Here is a 15,585-nt window from a genome sequence, read left to right on the forward strand (position 1 = left end):
GCTCCAACCGAACCTAAGATCTGGAAGAAGACGGAACTATCCGCTTAATCCCCCCCATGTATGGGACCAATGGGTCGGGGATATCAACAGATCCGTCCTGCCGCTGGAAATTCTCAACTATGGCCAGCAAGCACCGCCCAACCGCTATCCCCGATCCGTTTAGGGTGTGAACAAATCGCGGCTTGCCTCCTCCCTTCGGCCTATAGCGGGTGTTCATACGCCTAGCCTGAAAGTCCTCGCAGTTGCTGCAAGAGCTTATCTCCCGATAACATCCCTGAGAGGGCAGCCACACCTCCAGGTCATAGGTCTTGCTGGCTCCAAAACCCATATCACCAGTACAAAGACACACAACCCGATATGGAAGCCCAAGCCCCCTCAACACGGACTCTGCAGAGGCGGTGAGCTTCTCAAGCTCATCATAGCTGTCCTCGGGCTTGCATATCTTAACAAGCTCCACCTTGGAGAACTGATGAACCCTAAGCATGCCCTTTACATCCCGGCCGTAACTCCCCGCCTCACGCCTAAAACATGGCGTATAGGCAGTGTAATAAAGAGGGAGCTGATCCTCCTCGAGGATCTCACCCCTGTGAAGGTTTGTAAGGGGGACCTCCGCGGTAGGTATCAACCATAGGTCATCGTTGGCACAGCGATACAGATCCTCCGCAAACTTGGGCAGCTGCCCCGTGCCGGTCATGGTATCGCTGTTAACCAGAAACGGGGGGGCCACCTCCGTGTAGCCGTTCTGACAGTGAAGGTCCAGCATATACTGAATCAATGCCCTTTCCAACCGGGCCCCAAGCCCCTTGAGAACCACAAACCGGCTCTCCGCCAAGCGGACCGCCCTTTCAAACTCCATTATCCCCAGGGCCTCTCCCACTTCCCAATGAGGTCTTGGGGTAAAATCAAACCGCCTAGGCTCTCCCCAGGTCCTTACAACCGGGTTGCAGGACTCGTCCACACCCACCGGCACTGATTCATGAGGCCTGTTTGGCATTCTCAACAAAAGATCGTCGAGCTCCTCCTCAACTGAGGACAGCTCCCCCTCCAGCGAGGAGACCTGGTCTCCTATGGCGCGCATCTGCTCCATGAGTTCCTTCGGATCTTCCCCACGGCGCTTCATATCCCCGACCTTTCGGGAACCCTCGTTACGCCTGGCCTTAAGCTCCTCAACCTCCGCCAGAATCTGACGACGCCTTCCATCAAGAGATATAAGCCGATCCAGCGGGAAGTCGGAGTTCCGAGCCGTTAAATAAGATCTAGCTTCCTCCAGATTCTCCCTCACCCATCGCAGATCCATCATCTGAACTTAGTCCTCCTTCTGCCCCTGATCCTTTCGTATCTGATCCAAAAGCCTGGCCATCTCAAGGGCGGTCAAAGCCGCTTCGGCCCCCTTATTACCAGATTTGCTGCCAGCCCTCAACAAGGCCTGCTCCAGGTTATCGCAGGTAAGGACCCCAAAGGCCACCGGAACCCTCTGATCCAAACCAACCGCCGCCAAGCCCTTGCTAGCCTCCGCAGCCACGTAATCAAAGTGCGGAGTGTCTCCTCTTATTATGGCTCCCAATGCCACTATACCGTCATAGCGTCCGGTGAGGGCCAACTCCTTAACCACCAGAGGAATCTCCCAAGCCCCAGGAACCCAAAAAACGTCCACGTCCTGATGCCTCACGTCATGCCTGAAAAGGGCATCCTTGGCCCCCTCCAGAAGCTTTGATGATATCAGCTCGTTAAATCTAGACACCACAACCGCAAACCTCAACCCAGTTCCTATCAGTTTCCCGGAATAAACCCTCACGTCATGACCCCCTCAACAGCCAATTAATTTAAAATTTAAAACATCAAAACCCAAAGCCCCAAAAGAGCAACCCCAACAGCCCTTAACCTTGTGCCTAACCCCAAAACTTTATCAAAGGTGTAGATGGTGGCCCAGCTTACACGACTTGGTCTTTAAATACCTCTCATTGTATGGGTTGGAAGGTATCTCTATGGGCACCCTCTCTACTATCTTAAGACCATACCCCTCCAAACCAACTATCTTTCTGGGGTTATTGGTCAACAGCCTTATCTCCTTCAACCCAAGATCAGCCAATATCTGGGCTCCCACACCATAATCCCTGAGATCTGCGTCAAAACCCAAGGCCTCGTTTGCCTCAACGGTGTCCATCCCCCGCTCCTGAAGCTCGTAAGCCTTGAGCTTGGCAAGCAATCCTATCCCCCGCCCCTCTTGCCTCATGTACAGCAGGACCCCAGCTCCCTCTTCCTCTATCATCTCCATGGCCCTATGAAGCTGAGGGCCGCAGTCACAACGGAGGGATCCCAATATGTCCCCAGTAAAGCACTCCGAATGAACCCGCACCAGAACCCCGGATTTACCCTCCACATCCCCCTTAACCAAGGCCATGTGAACCTTATCGGGGTCCTCATCCAATACAAACCTGTAACCGATGGCTCTAAAGTCGCCATAGGCGGTGGGCAGGTGTATCTCCGCCTCCCGCCTTACCAACTTCTCCCTGCGGCTTCTGTACCTTATGAGATCCTCGATGGAGATTATCATCAGCCCATGCTCCCTGGCAAAATTAACCAGCTGAGGGAGCCTTGCCATGGTACCATCTTCGTTCATGATCTCACATATCACACCCGCCGGAAAAAGCCCTGCGTACCTGGCAAGATCAACCGCCGCCTCCGTGTGGCCAGCCCTCTTCAAAACCCCTCCCCTTCTGGCTATGAGGGGGAAAAGGTGTCCAGGCCGCCGGAAATCCTCGGGTCTTGACTTGGGATCCGCCAACAACCTAGCAGTTAAAGCCCTCTCCTGGGCGGATATACCGGTGGTGGTACCCTCTTTGGCATCAACGCTGACGGTGAAAGCGGTCTCATGAAGGTCCGTGTTTCTCTCCACCATGGGGGCAAGCTCCAATCTCCTGGCTATCTCCTCGTCTACCGGAGCACATATCAACCCCCTGCCATACCGAGCCATGAAGTTTATGTCCTCCCCACGACAGAACTGGGCGGCCATAAGAAGGTCCCCCTCATTCTCCCGTTGGGCATCGTCAACAACTATCACCATTCCACCTTCGGATATCACCCTGAGAGCGTCTTCCACGCTCCCTAAGACATCCCTCATAGCATCCTCTGCCAACCTCTAACGCCCCCCAACGTCCCATCCGTAAAGGGCCAGCTTATCGTAGCTGATCCCATCATCCGCAACTCCCCCATGGACACCTTCCTTGGCAACCACCGGTGATCCCCCGAAGATGCCAAGCCAACGCATTACATATTTGCCTATTATATCCCCCTCCACATTAACCTTGTCCCCAACCTTAAGATCCACAAGGCAGGTCCTCTTCAACGTCTCGGGGATAAGACCCACAGAAAAGGCCTCATCAAGGGCGTCTATGACTGTTAGACTGACCCCATCCAGCGCCACAGAACCCTTAGGAACCACGTAGGGGGCAAACCATCGGGGCATGGAAACCCACAGCTTTCTCCAACTTCCCTGGTCCTCCCACCTCTCAACCGTGCCAAGACAGTCCACATGGCCCTGAACCATGTGCCCATCCAGCCTCCCATCCAATCGCATGGGAAGCTCCAAGTTCACCCGGTGACCTGCTTTCAAATGGCCCAGCTTCGTTCGCTCCACCGTCTCCTTCATCATCTGCGCCACCATCCTGGTGCCTTTAATGGCAGTCACGGTGAGGCAAACTCCATCCACCGCCACCGAATCCCCCACCGATGCCCCACCTAAAATATCACCCATGGGATCAACCTGTATCTCCCAAACGTCACCGCCCACCGGCTTTACCGAAACCACCTTCCCTACAGCCCCTACAAGGCCGGTGAACACCTTAATACCCCCTCCAACCAAAGATCACGCCCCGACTGCCGGACCACGTGATTCGTTATCTCCACCCTGTCGCCAAGGCCTTGAAGCACGAAGGATTCAAAGATATGAAGTCCCCTGCCCAATATGGATGGGGCTATGAACAGGGAGACCATGTCGCCAAGACCGCTCTCCACAAAAGCCCCAAGGACTCTTGCGCCCCCCTCCACGAGCAGGTTATTAACCCCAAGCCTTCCCAGCTCTGCCAAAACCCGATTAAGATCCAGCCTTCCATCAACACGGGGAACTTGAATCACCGTAACACCCATGTTGCTAAGACAGGCCAGTTTGTCCGCCGGCGCATCTTGGGAGGTAAATATTATCCTCTCCCCTCCCTTAAGGACCTTTGCCTCCATGGGGATTCTCAAATCCCCGTCAAGTATCACCTTCTTAGGGTTTTCGCCATCCAACGCCCTAACCGTCAGCTCCGGGTCGTCATTTATAACGGTGTTGATGCCCACAAGAACTGCGTCGTTTTCCGCCCTCAACAGGTGAGCCTTCTGCCGCGCCATGGGACCGGTTATCCACTTGCTCTCCCCGCTCTCAAGACATGCGGTCCCATCAACGGACAAGGCCCCCTTCAAAGTGACCCAAGGCCTGCCCATGGTAACACGCCTTAAAAAACCTCGATTAATCCACTTGCAGTCATCTTCCAGCACAGGCCCTACCACTTCTACGCCGCCTGATTCTAAGATCCTAAGGCCCTCTCCGTTCACCTTCGGGTTTGGATCTTTGAGCCCGTAAACCACCCTGGCTACGCCGGCATTCACAAGGCGTGGGGCACAAGGGGGGGTTTTCCCATGGTGGGAGCATGGTTCAAGGGTAACGTATGCGGTGCTTCCCGCCGCCTCATCTCCCGCCATGGCCAAGGCCTCCGCCTCCGCATGGGGGCCTCCGTATCGACGGTGGTACCCAAAGCCCACCACCTTACCCTCCCTAACAAGCACACAGCCAACCTTGGGGTTTGGACTTACCGAAACTCCGCCCCTCGCAGCAAGGCTTAAGGCCATGCGCATAAAATATATATGCCTTTTGGATTCCTCCAGGGATTCCCTACTAAAATCCTTAAGAACCTTCAATCTTTATCCTCCTTTAGATGCTCCAATATGATCCTGGCAAGTTTCCTCCCTATACCGGGCATGGCCATAAGTTCCTCTTCTGATAGTTTTGCTATGTTCTTTACGCTTCCAAACCGGCTCAACAGCTGGGAAGCCCTGCCCCGTCCAACTCCCGGTATGTCCTCCAGCTTAGTTCGCCTCATACGCAGCCCCCTGCTTGCCCTATGGGAGGAAACGGCAAAGCGATGGGCCTCGTCTCTCACCATCTGAAGCATTCTAAGGGCCAAGTTGCCATCTTCCAACCGTAAGGGCATTTCTTTGCCCGGAAGGTATACCTCCTCCTCTCCCTTTGCCAGGGAAACCACCGGAACCGATATCCCCATGTCATTGAGCACCCTCAAAGAGAACTCCAGCTGCACGGGACCACCATCTATAAGGATCAGATTGGGAAAAACATCGTCCTCCGGTGCGCTTGAAAACCTCCGTTTTAAGACCTCCCCCAAAGCCCTAAAGTCATCGCCACCAAAGTCCACGAGGTTATACCTCCTATACAAAGACTTGTTAGGTCGCCCCTGTTCAAAAACCACCTTTGAGGCCACCGTGTCAGTGCCCCCAAGGTGCGATATGTCATAACCCTCTATCCGCCAGGGAAGCAGCTTAAGCCCTAACGTCTCCTGAAGCGAACACAACAGCGAAAAATTGTCCTCATCTCCAAGCTGGACAGAAGGGGATTGCCTGCCAACCCTCCATATGGCCCTTATCATATCCCTTATCTGGGCGGCCTCTTCAAAAGCAAGCCTATTATACGCCGCATCCTCCATCCTGCACCTCAGCCGTTCCACCAGATCAGCCCCGCGCCCCTGGAGGAGCATGACAGCATCAGAAACCAACTGACGGTACTCCACCTGGGAACAAAGTCCAGCGCAGGGGGCAAGGCATTTACCTATCGAGTGGTATATGCACGGTCGTTTATCATAGGGGGGTTCTATGGGGATGGAACACTTGCGGAGGGGGAAAAACCTATCCAAGAGGCGCAAAAGTTCCCGAAGCTCCCTTACCCTTACATAGGGGCCGATGAAAAGGCCTCCTCCAGACTTCACCCTGGTAACCGTTATCCTCGGGAACCTCTCATCGGTCACCCTTATGTAGGGATACCGCTCGGACATCTTAAGTTCCACATTGAAAAAGGGCTGAAGCTGCCTTATCAACCTAGCCTCAAGTATCAACGCCTCAGCCTCGGTGGCGGTTCTAACCACCGATATGTCCCTCACGGTCTCAACAAGCTTCCTCAACCTTGGAGACGCAAAACCTCCATGCCTAAAATAAGACATGACCCTTCTTCTTAAGGCTTTGGCCTTGCCCACGTATATGACGCGACCCTCCTGGTCTCTCATTATGTAGACTCCGGGCCGCTCGGGAAGGGACTTAACATAATTTATTAACCGCTCTTCCGCCATCGGCTCATCCCTTTGCGCCATGAAGCTGTTCTGTCTTTAGTGCAAGCCCCTCAGGGCTTTGATTCTTTCCCAATCCTGATATAGGATAACATAATAGGCGAACAGGCGAGGGAGGTATAACCGTGGCTTTTAGCATCTTCAATGATCTCACCAACAAAAAGGAACCCTTTGTGCCGGTGGAGGAGGGCAAGGTTAGGTTTTACGTGTGTGGACCTACGGTTTACGATTACTTCCACATCGGCAACGCAAGACCATTCATAGTCTTCGACGTCATGCGCAGATACCTGGAGTACCTAGGGTATGAGGTCAAGTACGTACAAAACTTCACAGACATAGATGACAAGATGATAAACCGTGCCAACGAGATGGGAATCACCGTTGAGGAGTTGGCCGATAGGTTCATAGAGGCCTATTACCAGGACGCAGACGCCCTTGGGATAAAGCGTGCCACCGTAAACCCCAAGGCCACCGACGAAATACCGCACATCATAGAGCTCATAGAGACCCTGATACGCAAGGGACACGCGTACCAGGCGGATGGGGACGTGTACTTTGACGTTAAAAGCTATCCCGTCTATGGCAAGCTGATCCGCCAGGACCTGGAGGAGCTTCAAGCCGGAGCCCGCATTGAGGTGGATCCACGGAAGCGGCACCCTCTGGATTTCGCCCTTTGGAAGGCCCAGAAGCCGGGGGAACCAGCGTGGGAAAGCCCCTGGGGGTTAGGGCGGCCGGGATGGCATATCGAATGCAGTGCCATGTGCAGGCATCACCTGGGGGAAACCGTGGACATCCACGGTGGGGGCTGCGACCTGGTGTTCCCACACCATGAGAACGAGATAGCCCAGTCAGAGGCCGCCACCGGGAAACCCTTTGTCCGGTACTGGGTTCACAATGGGTACCTGATGATAGACAAGGAAAAGATGTCAAAATCCCTTGGGAATTTCATGACCGCAAGGGACCTTATGAAGAAGTTCCATCCCCTGGTTATAAGGTTATTCATGCTGTCCGCCCATTATAGATCTCCCATAAACTTCTCCGAGGACAACCTGCGCCAGGCTCAAAGCGCCCTGGAGCGTCTACGGAATGGCTGGGCGGAGATATCCTTCGCATTGACCCGGCAAGATGCAGGGGGGGTATCGGAGGAACTTAGATCCACCATAAGGGAGAGCCGGGAACAGTTCATAAACGCCATGGACGATGACCTAAACACCGCTGAAGCCATGGGGGCGGTTTTCGCGTTGGTAAGATCCGCCAACTCCCACATAGGCTCCCAATCCCCGCTGGATATGGAAGCATTGGAGGAAGCGGCCCGTTTCCTAGAAGAAGTGGATCAGATAATGGGCATCATCGGCATAGAAAAGGCCCAATCACTGGACCAGGAGGTAGAACAGCTGATAGATCAGAGAAACCGGGCCAGAAAGGAACGAAACTTTAAAGAGGCAGACGCCATAAGGGATAAACTCCTCAGCATGGGTATAGTGCTTGAGGACACGCCCCAGGGTACTAGATGGAAGAAGGCATGAGGGCAAACGTTTCTATCTTTTACGATTACAACAACCAAACGTAAATTAGGGGGGGTAAGGAATCCCCCCTAATTTGCGTTATAGTTCCTATGATCACGATTCCTTACAAGTCAACAACCCCAGTGACCCGCCTCTGGCATAACGCACAAGCCCTAAACGGACGGACCGTACTCTATGCCGCTTATCTTCTCCAGCTTGTCCAGTTGATGTATGGCTTCAACATACCGGATGGTACCGCTCTTTGACCTCATGACCATCGACGTGGTCTTTATCCTGTCCCCCTGGTACTTAACCCCCTTCAGGAATTCCCCATCCGTTATTCCCGTAGCGGCAAAGAACACGTTGTCGCTGCTTACAAGATCGTTGAGGGTAAGCACCCTGTCAAGATCCATGCCTAACTCCCTGCAACGGGAGGCTTCCTCTTCATTTCTGGGCCAAAGCTTGCACTGCATGTTACCCCCTACGCACTTTATGGCGCAGGCGCTTATCACCGCCTCTGGAGATCCGCCTATCCCAAGGAGCAGATCTATGCCGCTGTCATCCTTGCACGTCATAAGAGCTCCCGCCACATCTCCGTCCCTTATAAGCCTTATCCTGGCCCTCATGGCCCTTATGCGCTTTATCAAATCCTCGTGCCTTGGACGGTCAAGCACCACAACCGTAACGTCCTCCACGGACTTCTTCAATGCCGCCGCCACCCTGCGCAGGTTCTCCTCAACCGGGGCTTCGATATCTATAGCATGGGCCGCACCAGGCCCAGTGGCGATCTTATCCATGTAGAAAATGTGCTTGGGATCATACAAGGACCCCTTCTCCGCCACCGCCACCACGCTAACCGCGTTTGGCTGCCCCTCCGCACACAACCTGGTGCCGTCAATGGGATCCACCGCGATGTCAACCTCAGGAGGCTCGCCGGTACCAAGCCTCTCTCCGTTAAAAAGCATAGGGGCCTCGTCCTTCTCTCCCTCCCCTATGACCACCACACCATCCATGTGGATCGTGTTAAGCATATACCTCATGGCATCAACCGCAGCCTTATCGGCGCCGTTCTTGTCCCCTCGCCCCATCCACCTACCCGCCGCCATAGCCGCAGATTCGGTGGCCCTCACCAACTCCAACGCCATGTTCCTCTCCGGAGCATACAACCGAAGCACCCCCTGACATTTTTAATATTTAATAATAACCAAACCCTTAGGTCCTAAAACCTAAACCGCAGATGAATCCATTCAGTTGAGCTCCGGGAACCTGGAGAAAACTTCTTCCACGTGCCTGGTAAAAAAGCCCACGTCAAAAAGGGATTCCAGCTCCTCCTTGGGTACGGCCTTAAGTCTGCCGTCCGCAGCGAGTAGGTCCAACAGCCTCTCTCCGGTATTCCAACACCTCATGGCGTTATCCTGAACCACAGAGTAGGCTTCCTCTCTGGACATTCCAAGGCGCTCCACGAGGAAGAGCAGAACCCTCCCGCTGAATAGGAGCCCTCCAGTCATATCCATGTTTTGCCTCATCCTATCCTGGTCAACGGTAAGACCTGAAAGGACCTTCTTCGCGGAACGTATCATGAAATGGGACACGTGGAAAGCGTCGGGCCATATGACCCTCTCCGTTGAAGAATGGCTTATGTCTCGCTCGTGCCAAAGGGCTATGTTCTCCATGGATGTCAAGGCATAGGATCGAAGCAACCTGGCCATACCGCATATCCGCTCACACAATATGGGGTTTTTCTTATGCGGCATGGCGCTTGATCCCTTCTGCCCCTTCCCAAAGGGTTCCAAAGCCTCCAGCACCTCGGTCCTCTGAAGGTGCCGGATCTCCAGGGCAAGCCTCTCCAGGGATCCACCCATTATGGCTAAAGAGCAAAGCAGCGAACAGTGCCTGTCCCTTTGTATTATCTGGTTCGATACTTCGTCCCGCCTAAGTCCAAGGGACTCACACACCTTCGCCTCTATGTGGGGAGGACAGTTAGCATAGGTCCCAACCGCTCCGGATATCTTCCCAACCCGGATCTCCTCCGAAGCGGACTTTATTCTAGAAAAGTCCCTTTTAATCTGAGCGTAGTGGTTTAAAAGTTTAAGCCCAAAGGTCATGGGCTCCGCATGAACTCCATGGGTTCTGCCGGCGCAGGGGGTGAACTTATGTGAAACCGCCAGATCCCCCAAGATCTTCAGTAATTCCTCCATCTCCTGCAGTATCACCTTGGAAGACCTATAAAGCAAAAGCGACGAGGCGGTATCAACCACATCGCTACTGGTAAGTCCAAGATGTATATAGCGTCCGCTCTCCCCAACCCGTTCCGCCACCGCGCTCACAAAGGCTATGACATCGTGCTGGGTGACCTCCTCTATCTGCCTTATCCTATCGACGTCAAACCCTGCCCTGGACTCTATGGCCTCCATGTGCTCCCCAGGGATAACGCCTTCTTCCGCCCAAGCCCTACAGGCAGCGATCTCCACCTCAAGCCATGCATTGAACCGATTCTCATCGGACCATATGCCGCGCATCTCCTCCGTCTCATACCGATGTATCAAAAAAATCCCCCCAATGCTCGCCGGATAATAAAAAACATCTTCCCAAAGGCATGGATTGAACAACCCAGCCAAACTAGGCTTCCACAGCCCCCTTGGAGCGCTTTGCCTTGGAGCTGCGGGGAGATCTTGGTTTACCGACCCCTTCCTCATTGGGCATGGGGATAAAAAGATACCCCATCAGATCCTTTTCCCACATGCAAGGCACCACCTCTCCACCTTGAGGCACCACATCCTGAGGATCAAAAACCCTTACGTCCAAGCCGTTATCCCTAAAACGGTCCACAATAGACCGTCCCACCGCAGCCCATTTGCATATCTCTCTGGCGGAAGCGCTGTCCGATGAAATGTCTTCCAGCCTATAAATACCCTCACCTAGGGGGTGGATCATGAAAACCCTTTCAGAACCATCATGCCAAAGGGACACCACGTCCTCCCCCGAAGATACCGCCCCATCTATGGCCTCCACAAGGCCTTCTAAAGAACCATACTCACTAACCCCCGCAGGATTCAACCTTCCCAACCGAGTCGAAAAAAGAGGTACCGGCACATCCCACCAATGGGGCACCCCAGTTGCCTCGGCAACCATGTGATAAGTTGCGGCTTCTTCCTCTAGAAAAAAGATCTTACCATCAAGGGATGAATCAACCGATGGAGACCTGCGGTATTCAAACTTTACCATCACCGTTTCTACTTCAACGGAATCGTCTGCCTCAACGAATGGTATGAGCTCGTCCTTGTGTATTAAAACAACACCACCGGGGCTGCGGTGACCCAGATAATCGGCCCCGGATCTAAATATCTCCCGCAAGGCCTCCCGCAGCGTCATGCCTCTGCACCGCCCCCAAGCAAGTCCTCAACGAAAGAGTCACAGGAGAAGGGCTCCAGATCCTCCATTCCCTCTCCAACCCCCACGTACAAAACCGGCACCTTAAGCTCCGACGTCATGGCCAAAACGGTTCCGCCCTTTGCGGTGTGATCAAACTTGGTAAGTATCAACCCCTTAAGGGGCATGGCCCCGTTAAAAGCCTTGGCTTGGGCTAAGGCATTCTGACCCGTTATTGCATCCACCACCAAAAGCGGGTATATATCGTCGGCGGACAGGTCCTTAAGAGCCACCCTGTATATCTTAGCAAGCTCCTCCATCAGGTTATGCTTAGTGTGGAGCCTTCCAGCGGTGTCGGCTATCACCACTCCGCCTGCAGTTTTAACCGACTGTATGGCATCATACACCACTGCCGCGGAGTCCCCACCGGGCTCTTGGGCGATTACCCTTACTCCCGCACGCTTACCCCACACCTTAAGCTGATCTATGGCGGCAGCCCTAAAGGTATCCGCCGCTGCCAATACCACGTTACGTCCTTCGCTCTTGAGCAACCGTGCCAGCTTTGCAGCGGTGGTGGTCTTTCCACTTCCGTTGACCCCTATAAGCAAAACAAGTCCCACAGGCCCCTTGAAACCAAGGGCGAAACCGCTTCCTTGTGCCTGGCTTAACATGTCCTTAAGCATCTTTGCGAAATGGGCCTTAAGGTCAGAAGCCCTTGATATCCTGGAGGAAAGCGCAAACTCCTTAAGGTCTTTCACCAGGGCCTCGGAAAGCCCAACCCCCACGTCCCCAGCTATGAGATGTTCCTCAAGGCGCTCAAAAAAATGGTCGGTTACCGGTTCATCGGAGAAGATGTTCCAAAGCCCATACTCCCAACGGGCCTTTACGTCCTTTACTTTATCAAATACCTTCTTGAGAAAACCTATCAATTGGATTCCCCCTCCTTCTCCCTCTCTGGCCTGTTCTTACTCCTCCTGCCCTTCCACTTTCTGCGTTTGGAAGCGGTTTTGCTCCTGTCAAGGGTCTCCGCGGAAGGCAAGGCAACCCCATCGGGAGCCAAGCTAGGTGATCCAGCATCAGCAGTAGATGGCCTACCCTCGGCAGCAGCCCTATCCTTATCCTTGCCATTCTTCGGCTTCCTACGCCTGCGCCGCCGCTTAGGAACCACTTCTTCCTTCTCCGCCAGCCCATCGGACTCAGCAATGGCATCTAAACTCTCAACGGCATCCACCGAAAGCTCAAGTTCTGGCGTCTCAAAATGACCCGCATTGGATTTCATACAGGCATCGCAATGTGATTCCTCCGGCAAATCCGGGGCTTCCCAAGCCTCCCCCTTGGTAACCGCATCCTTAAACTGCTCGAAAAACCGCACCGGAACCATTATCTCCCCGCCACCGGGGACAGAACATCGGACGGACGAACTTCCAAGATCCACCCCCAACACCACGTAATTACCCGCAGGGGTTTTTATCTTAGAACCCGGGTTCGGCAGCTCCTCCCACAGCTCCCTGTAGGTCTTGTGCTCGTAGCTCATGCAACACATGAGCCTACCACATAGACCAGATATTTTAGTGGGGTTAAGCGCCAGGTTCTGCTCCTTAACCATCTTTATACATATAGGAGCAAACTGATGAAGCCAGTAACTACAGCAGCATGGCCTGCCACAGGGAGCAAGGCCCCTTATTATCTTGGCCTCGTCCCTAACTCCCACTTGGCGAAGCTCTATCCGGGTCCTAAACTCCTTCGCCAGGTCTTTCACCAATGCCCGGAAGTCCACCCGCTGCTCGGATGTAAAGTAAAAGAAGAGCTTTTTCCTGTTAGGCAGATACTCCGCATCGATGATCTTCATCGGAAGCTGATGGGATTCCAGAATGGCCCTGGCGGACTTAAGAGCCCCATCGTTTTCCATGGACAACCGATCTATCTCATTAAGTTCCTCTTCCCCCAAAGGGGAAACAAACTCAAGGTCCATAACCAGTGGCTCCGATCTAACCCCATCCCCCATATCCTGGTTAGATCTCATGGACCTGAGCTCCTCTTCCTTCTCCTCCGATATCGTACCGAGCACCACCGCGGTTTCTTCCCCCCTGGGGGAGGAAACCATCACCCTGTCTCCCTTCGACAACGAAATCGCTGGGTCATCCAATGAAAATATTCCAAGGTACCTGGGCTTACCAAGCACCACAAGATATTTAGGCAAAGTCCAATCCCTCCTCAAGGGTTAAGAACGCCATATCCGCCCCCATAGAGGTGGACATGGGATGATTCGAAAGGATCTCAACCAAGCGAGAAGCCCGGTCAGCATTTTCTAGCATACCATCCACGACCATTTGTGTTACCCACCCCTGGATCTCATTCCTAAGCCTTGGCAAATCCCACTGGGTCTTGCCGCCGCTCCCGCAGGCCCTCATGATCCTCGCCCATGCCTCAGAATCGGATGGATACGATGACGGCTCGTGCATCTCCGGGGGGAGCAGGTTGAACATGCTAACCCGGCTCCTCAAGGTTGGTAAAAGGTTATCCCTCTCCAAAAGGAAAACCACCTTGGATCCTCCAGGTGGTTCCTCCGTAACCTTCAAAAGACTGTTAGCCGCCGCAGCAGAGAGCTTGTCGGCGGAAAAGACCAACCCAATCCTAAAGGGCCTTCCAACGGGGGAAAGGGACAACTCCATTGCCAGTGGTTTACAAATCTCTATGCCAGGAGGAGTGCCGGGGGCCCCAAGGGCTATGAGATCATCCATGCCCATCCCATCTTCCCCCCAAAGAGCCCTCGCCACTTTGACGCCCAAGGCCTCCTGAAATGCCTCGGGAATCACAAAACACAGGCTCTGGCAGCGGCCAGAGCGGGCCATCCGAATAAAGTCATCCCATCGAGGGTTGGAAATCAGGAAAGAATCGATATCAAGCAACCTTTTATCTCCTCCACCAGATCCAAGACTCTTGAGCGATCCCCTTCTCCTGCTATCACCGCCTCCAGCTCGGAAAGGGCGTTTTCGGTCCTCTCTATAAGCACATAGAGGGTCCTCTCGGACCTCCTCCACTTATAATCACGTTTGAGGGCCATGGTGCTACGAACCATCGCTATGGCCAGGCCTATTAACTGCCTATACCGCTGAAGGGCCGAGGTGGATGGATGTTTTGAAAGGCTATCCCCCAAAGAACGAATCTCCTCTATCAACCTTGACCGCTCTACCTCTTCCATGGCATCCAAAAAGCTGGCCCCTTCAACCCTATCCCCAGCCTTGGACTGCCCAGTACCCCTACCCCCAAGGAAAACCCCCTGGTTGCCGGAACTCCTCTTTCCCCGGCCATCCACCTTCATGAACAAAGCATCCTCACCAACTCTTCTTTCAGCCGCTGAAAGACCTCTTCGGGGTCTCCGGAAGCAGGTATTCTAACGAATCTCTCCGGTTCCCTGACAGCTATGGCACGGTATCCTTCCCGCACCCTTCTGAAGAATTCCAATCCCCTCGCCTCTATCCTATCACCGCCTCCCCTGGAAGAAAGCCTGGCCATGGCATCCTCGGGAGATATGTCAAGCCAAAGAGTGCCAGTCGGAAGCGGAAGCTTCAGGGAAGAAAAAACATCCACCACCAAGCTCTCAGGAAGCCCCATCCCAAAGGACTGATAGGCAACGGTGGAGTCCTGGTAACGCTCACAAACCACCACAGCCCCATCCAAAATGGCCGGAGTGATCACCCTGGAACAGTGTTCACAACGATCCGCAAAGAAGAGGAGCATCTCAGTGTAAGGATTAGCCCAATTTCCACGAATCAACATGTCCCTTATGGCACCGTCTCCCCAACCACCCGGTTCTCTGGTCCAAACCACCGGCCTGCCAAGCTCCTGCCTAATCCAGGATACCACTTTGCCTGCCTGGGTGCTCTTTCCGGATCCATCTATGCCCTCTATCGTCAGAAAGAAGCCCAAGGACATCAAAAATCCCCCTGCCTCCCGTGATTTTAAGCGAAACATCCTAAAAAATAAGCCCCTCCTCGGAAGGGAAGGGGCTTTCCAGACTCTGGCGGAGGCGCGTGGGAATCGAACCCACCGGGACCGGTCCACCGACCCCCACCAGGTTTGAAGCCTGGGCGCAGCACCAGCTACGACTCACCTCCACTGAGAACCAGTAAATCCTACTAGTTTTTCGTCCCTCTTTCAAGGGCACGAATTGCCTCACGTAAAATCTAAACGAAAAGGGAACGTTGCCTCACCTAAGAATCCAAACGAAATATGATCCCCTATAGGGCGAAGCCCGAAGGGGAGAAACGAGGTGAGGTTGTCCATGAAAACGCGGATGGAGATCGTGAAGGCAGAAGCGG

Annotated in this window: 15 protein-coding genes and 1 tRNA gene; 1 reads left to right on the forward strand and 15 read right to left on the reverse strand. The window is 53.8% G+C overall.

The features are described 5' to 3' along the window. Positions 1–13: 13 nt before the first annotated feature. The 6 genes from serS to N2315_01880 form a co-directional block, all read right to left on the reverse strand. On the reverse strand, positions 14–1,300 hold the full coding sequence (gene serS, locus N2315_01855) for a serine--tRNA ligase (GenBank protein ID MCX7827931.1): 1,287 nt from the start codon (positions 1,298–1,300) through the stop codon (positions 14–16). 6 nt (positions 1,301–1,306) lie between these two features. Continuing rightward, entirely contained in the window at positions 1,307–1,795 is a 489-nt protein-coding gene (ribE, locus tag N2315_01860) for a 6,7-dimethyl-8-ribityllumazine synthase (GenBank protein MCX7827932.1), read from the reverse strand. Between the two features lie 111 nt (positions 1,796–1,906). After that, the gene (locus N2315_01865) at positions 1,907–3,121 is read right to left on the reverse strand and encodes a bifunctional 3,4-dihydroxy-2-butanone-4-phosphate synthase/GTP cyclohydrolase II (protein MCX7827933.1); all 1,215 of its coding nucleotides are present in this window, start codon (positions 3,119–3,121) and stop codon (positions 1,907–1,909) included. 18 nt (positions 3,122–3,139) lie between these two features. Then, complete coding sequence (locus tag N2315_01870) at positions 3,140–3,841, reverse strand: riboflavin synthase (GenBank protein ID MCX7827934.1); 702 nt, start codon at positions 3,839–3,841, stop codon at positions 3,140–3,142. Beyond that, positions 3,823–4,956 carry a bifunctional diaminohydroxyphosphoribosylaminopyrimidine deaminase/5-amino-6-(5-phosphoribosylamino)uracil reductase RibD gene (gene ribD, locus N2315_01875; GenBank protein MCX7827935.1) on the reverse strand — a complete coding sequence of 378 codons (1,134 nt, stop codon included), beginning with the start codon at positions 4,954–4,956 and terminating at the stop codon, positions 3,823–3,825. Before ribD ends, N2315_01870 begins: the two co-directional genes overlap by 19 nt. Continuing rightward, complete coding sequence (locus N2315_01880) at positions 4,953–6,413, reverse strand: excinuclease ABC subunit UvrC (GenBank protein ID MCX7827936.1); 1,461 nt, start codon at positions 6,411–6,413, stop codon at positions 4,953–4,955. The genes ribD and N2315_01880 overlap by 4 nt, the downstream gene beginning before the upstream one ends. A gap of 101 nt (positions 6,414–6,514) precedes the next feature. On the opposite strand from N2315_01880, the gene cysS reads away from it, so the two are divergent. Further along, a complete protein-coding gene (gene cysS / locus N2315_01885) occupies positions 6,515–7,915 on the forward strand; it encodes a cysteine--tRNA ligase (protein MCX7827937.1) in 1,401 nt (466 codons plus the stop codon). 152 nt (positions 7,916–8,067) lie between these two features. On the opposite strand, the gene glpX is transcribed toward cysS, so the two are convergent. From glpX to N2315_01930, 9 genes are all read right to left on the reverse strand, one after another. Next, positions 8,068–9,060 carry a class II fructose-bisphosphatase gene (gene glpX / locus N2315_01890; GenBank protein ID MCX7827938.1) on the reverse strand — a complete coding sequence of 331 codons (993 nt, stop codon included), beginning with the start codon at positions 9,058–9,060 and terminating at the stop codon, positions 8,068–8,070. A gap of 81 nt (positions 9,061–9,141) precedes the next feature. Next, positions 9,142–10,440, reverse strand: coding sequence for an adenylosuccinate lyase (purB, locus tag N2315_01895; GenBank protein ID MCX7827939.1), 1,299 nt, complete (start codon positions 10,438–10,440; stop codon positions 9,142–9,144). Positions 10,441–10,513: 73 nt separating this feature from the next. Next, entirely contained in the window at positions 10,514–11,266 is a 753-nt protein-coding gene (locus tag N2315_01900; protein ID MCX7827940.1) for a hypothetical protein, read from the reverse strand. Further along, a complete protein-coding gene (ftsY, locus tag N2315_01905; protein ID MCX7827941.1) occupies positions 11,263–12,192 on the reverse strand; it encodes a signal recognition particle-docking protein FtsY in 930 nt (309 codons plus the stop codon). Before ftsY ends, N2315_01900 begins: the two co-directional genes overlap by 4 nt. Continuing rightward, complete coding sequence (locus N2315_01910) at positions 12,189–13,463, reverse strand: hypothetical protein (protein MCX7827942.1); 1,275 nt, start codon at positions 13,461–13,463, stop codon at positions 12,189–12,191. The genes ftsY and N2315_01910 overlap by 4 nt, the downstream gene beginning before the upstream one ends. Then, positions 13,456–14,115 (reverse strand): hypothetical protein, encoded by a 660-nt coding sequence (locus N2315_01915; protein ID MCX7827943.1) that lies wholly within the window; start codon positions 14,113–14,115, stop codon positions 13,456–13,458. Before N2315_01915 ends, N2315_01910 begins: the two co-directional genes overlap by 8 nt. Before the next feature lie 32 nt (positions 14,116–14,147). Continuing rightward, a complete protein-coding gene (locus N2315_01920; GenBank protein ID MCX7827944.1) occupies positions 14,148–14,585 on the reverse strand; it encodes a DUF327 family protein in 438 nt (145 codons plus the stop codon). Next, positions 14,582–15,199 (reverse strand): dTMP kinase, encoded by a 618-nt coding sequence (tmk, locus tag N2315_01925; GenBank protein MCX7827945.1) that lies wholly within the window; start codon positions 15,197–15,199, stop codon positions 14,582–14,584. The genes N2315_01920 and tmk overlap by 4 nt, the downstream gene beginning before the upstream one ends. Positions 15,200–15,285: 86 nt before the next feature. Beyond that, a tRNA-Sec gene (locus tag N2315_01930) sits at positions 15,286–15,381 on the reverse strand. Between the last annotated feature and the right edge of the window lie 204 nt (positions 15,382–15,585).

Source organism: Thermanaerothrix sp. (assembly GCA_026417795.1).
GTDB lineage: Bacteria > Synergistota > Synergistia > Synergistales > Synergistaceae > Thermanaerovibrio.

Bases quoted from the DNA above. Each gene is read 5' to 3' on its own strand.
- serS (MCX7827931.1), bottom strand. From the start codon at position 1,300: ATGATGGATCTGCGATGGGTGAGGGAGAATCTGGAGGAAGCTAGATCT.
- N2315_01865 (MCX7827933.1), bottom strand. From the start codon at position 3,121: ATGAGGGATGTCTTAGGGAGCGTGGAAGACGCTCTCAGGGTGATATCC.
- N2315_01880 (MCX7827936.1), bottom strand. From the start codon at position 6,413: ATGGCGCAAAGGGATGAGCCGATGGCGGAAGAGCGGTTAATAAATTAT.
- N2315_01900 (MCX7827940.1), bottom strand. From the start codon at position 11,266: ATGACGCTGCGGGAGGCCTTGCGGGAGATATTTAGATCCGGGGCCGAT.
- N2315_01915 (MCX7827943.1), bottom strand. From the start codon at position 14,115: ATGGCCCGCTCTGGCCGCTGCCAGAGCCTGTGTTTTGTGATTCCCGAG.
- N2315_01920 (MCX7827944.1), bottom strand. From the start codon at position 14,585: ATGAAGGTGGATGGCCGGGGAAAGAGGAGTTCCGGCAACCAGGGGGTT.
- tmk (MCX7827945.1), bottom strand. From the start codon at position 15,199: ATGTCCTTGGGCTTCTTTCTGACGATAGAGGGCATAGATGGATCCGGA.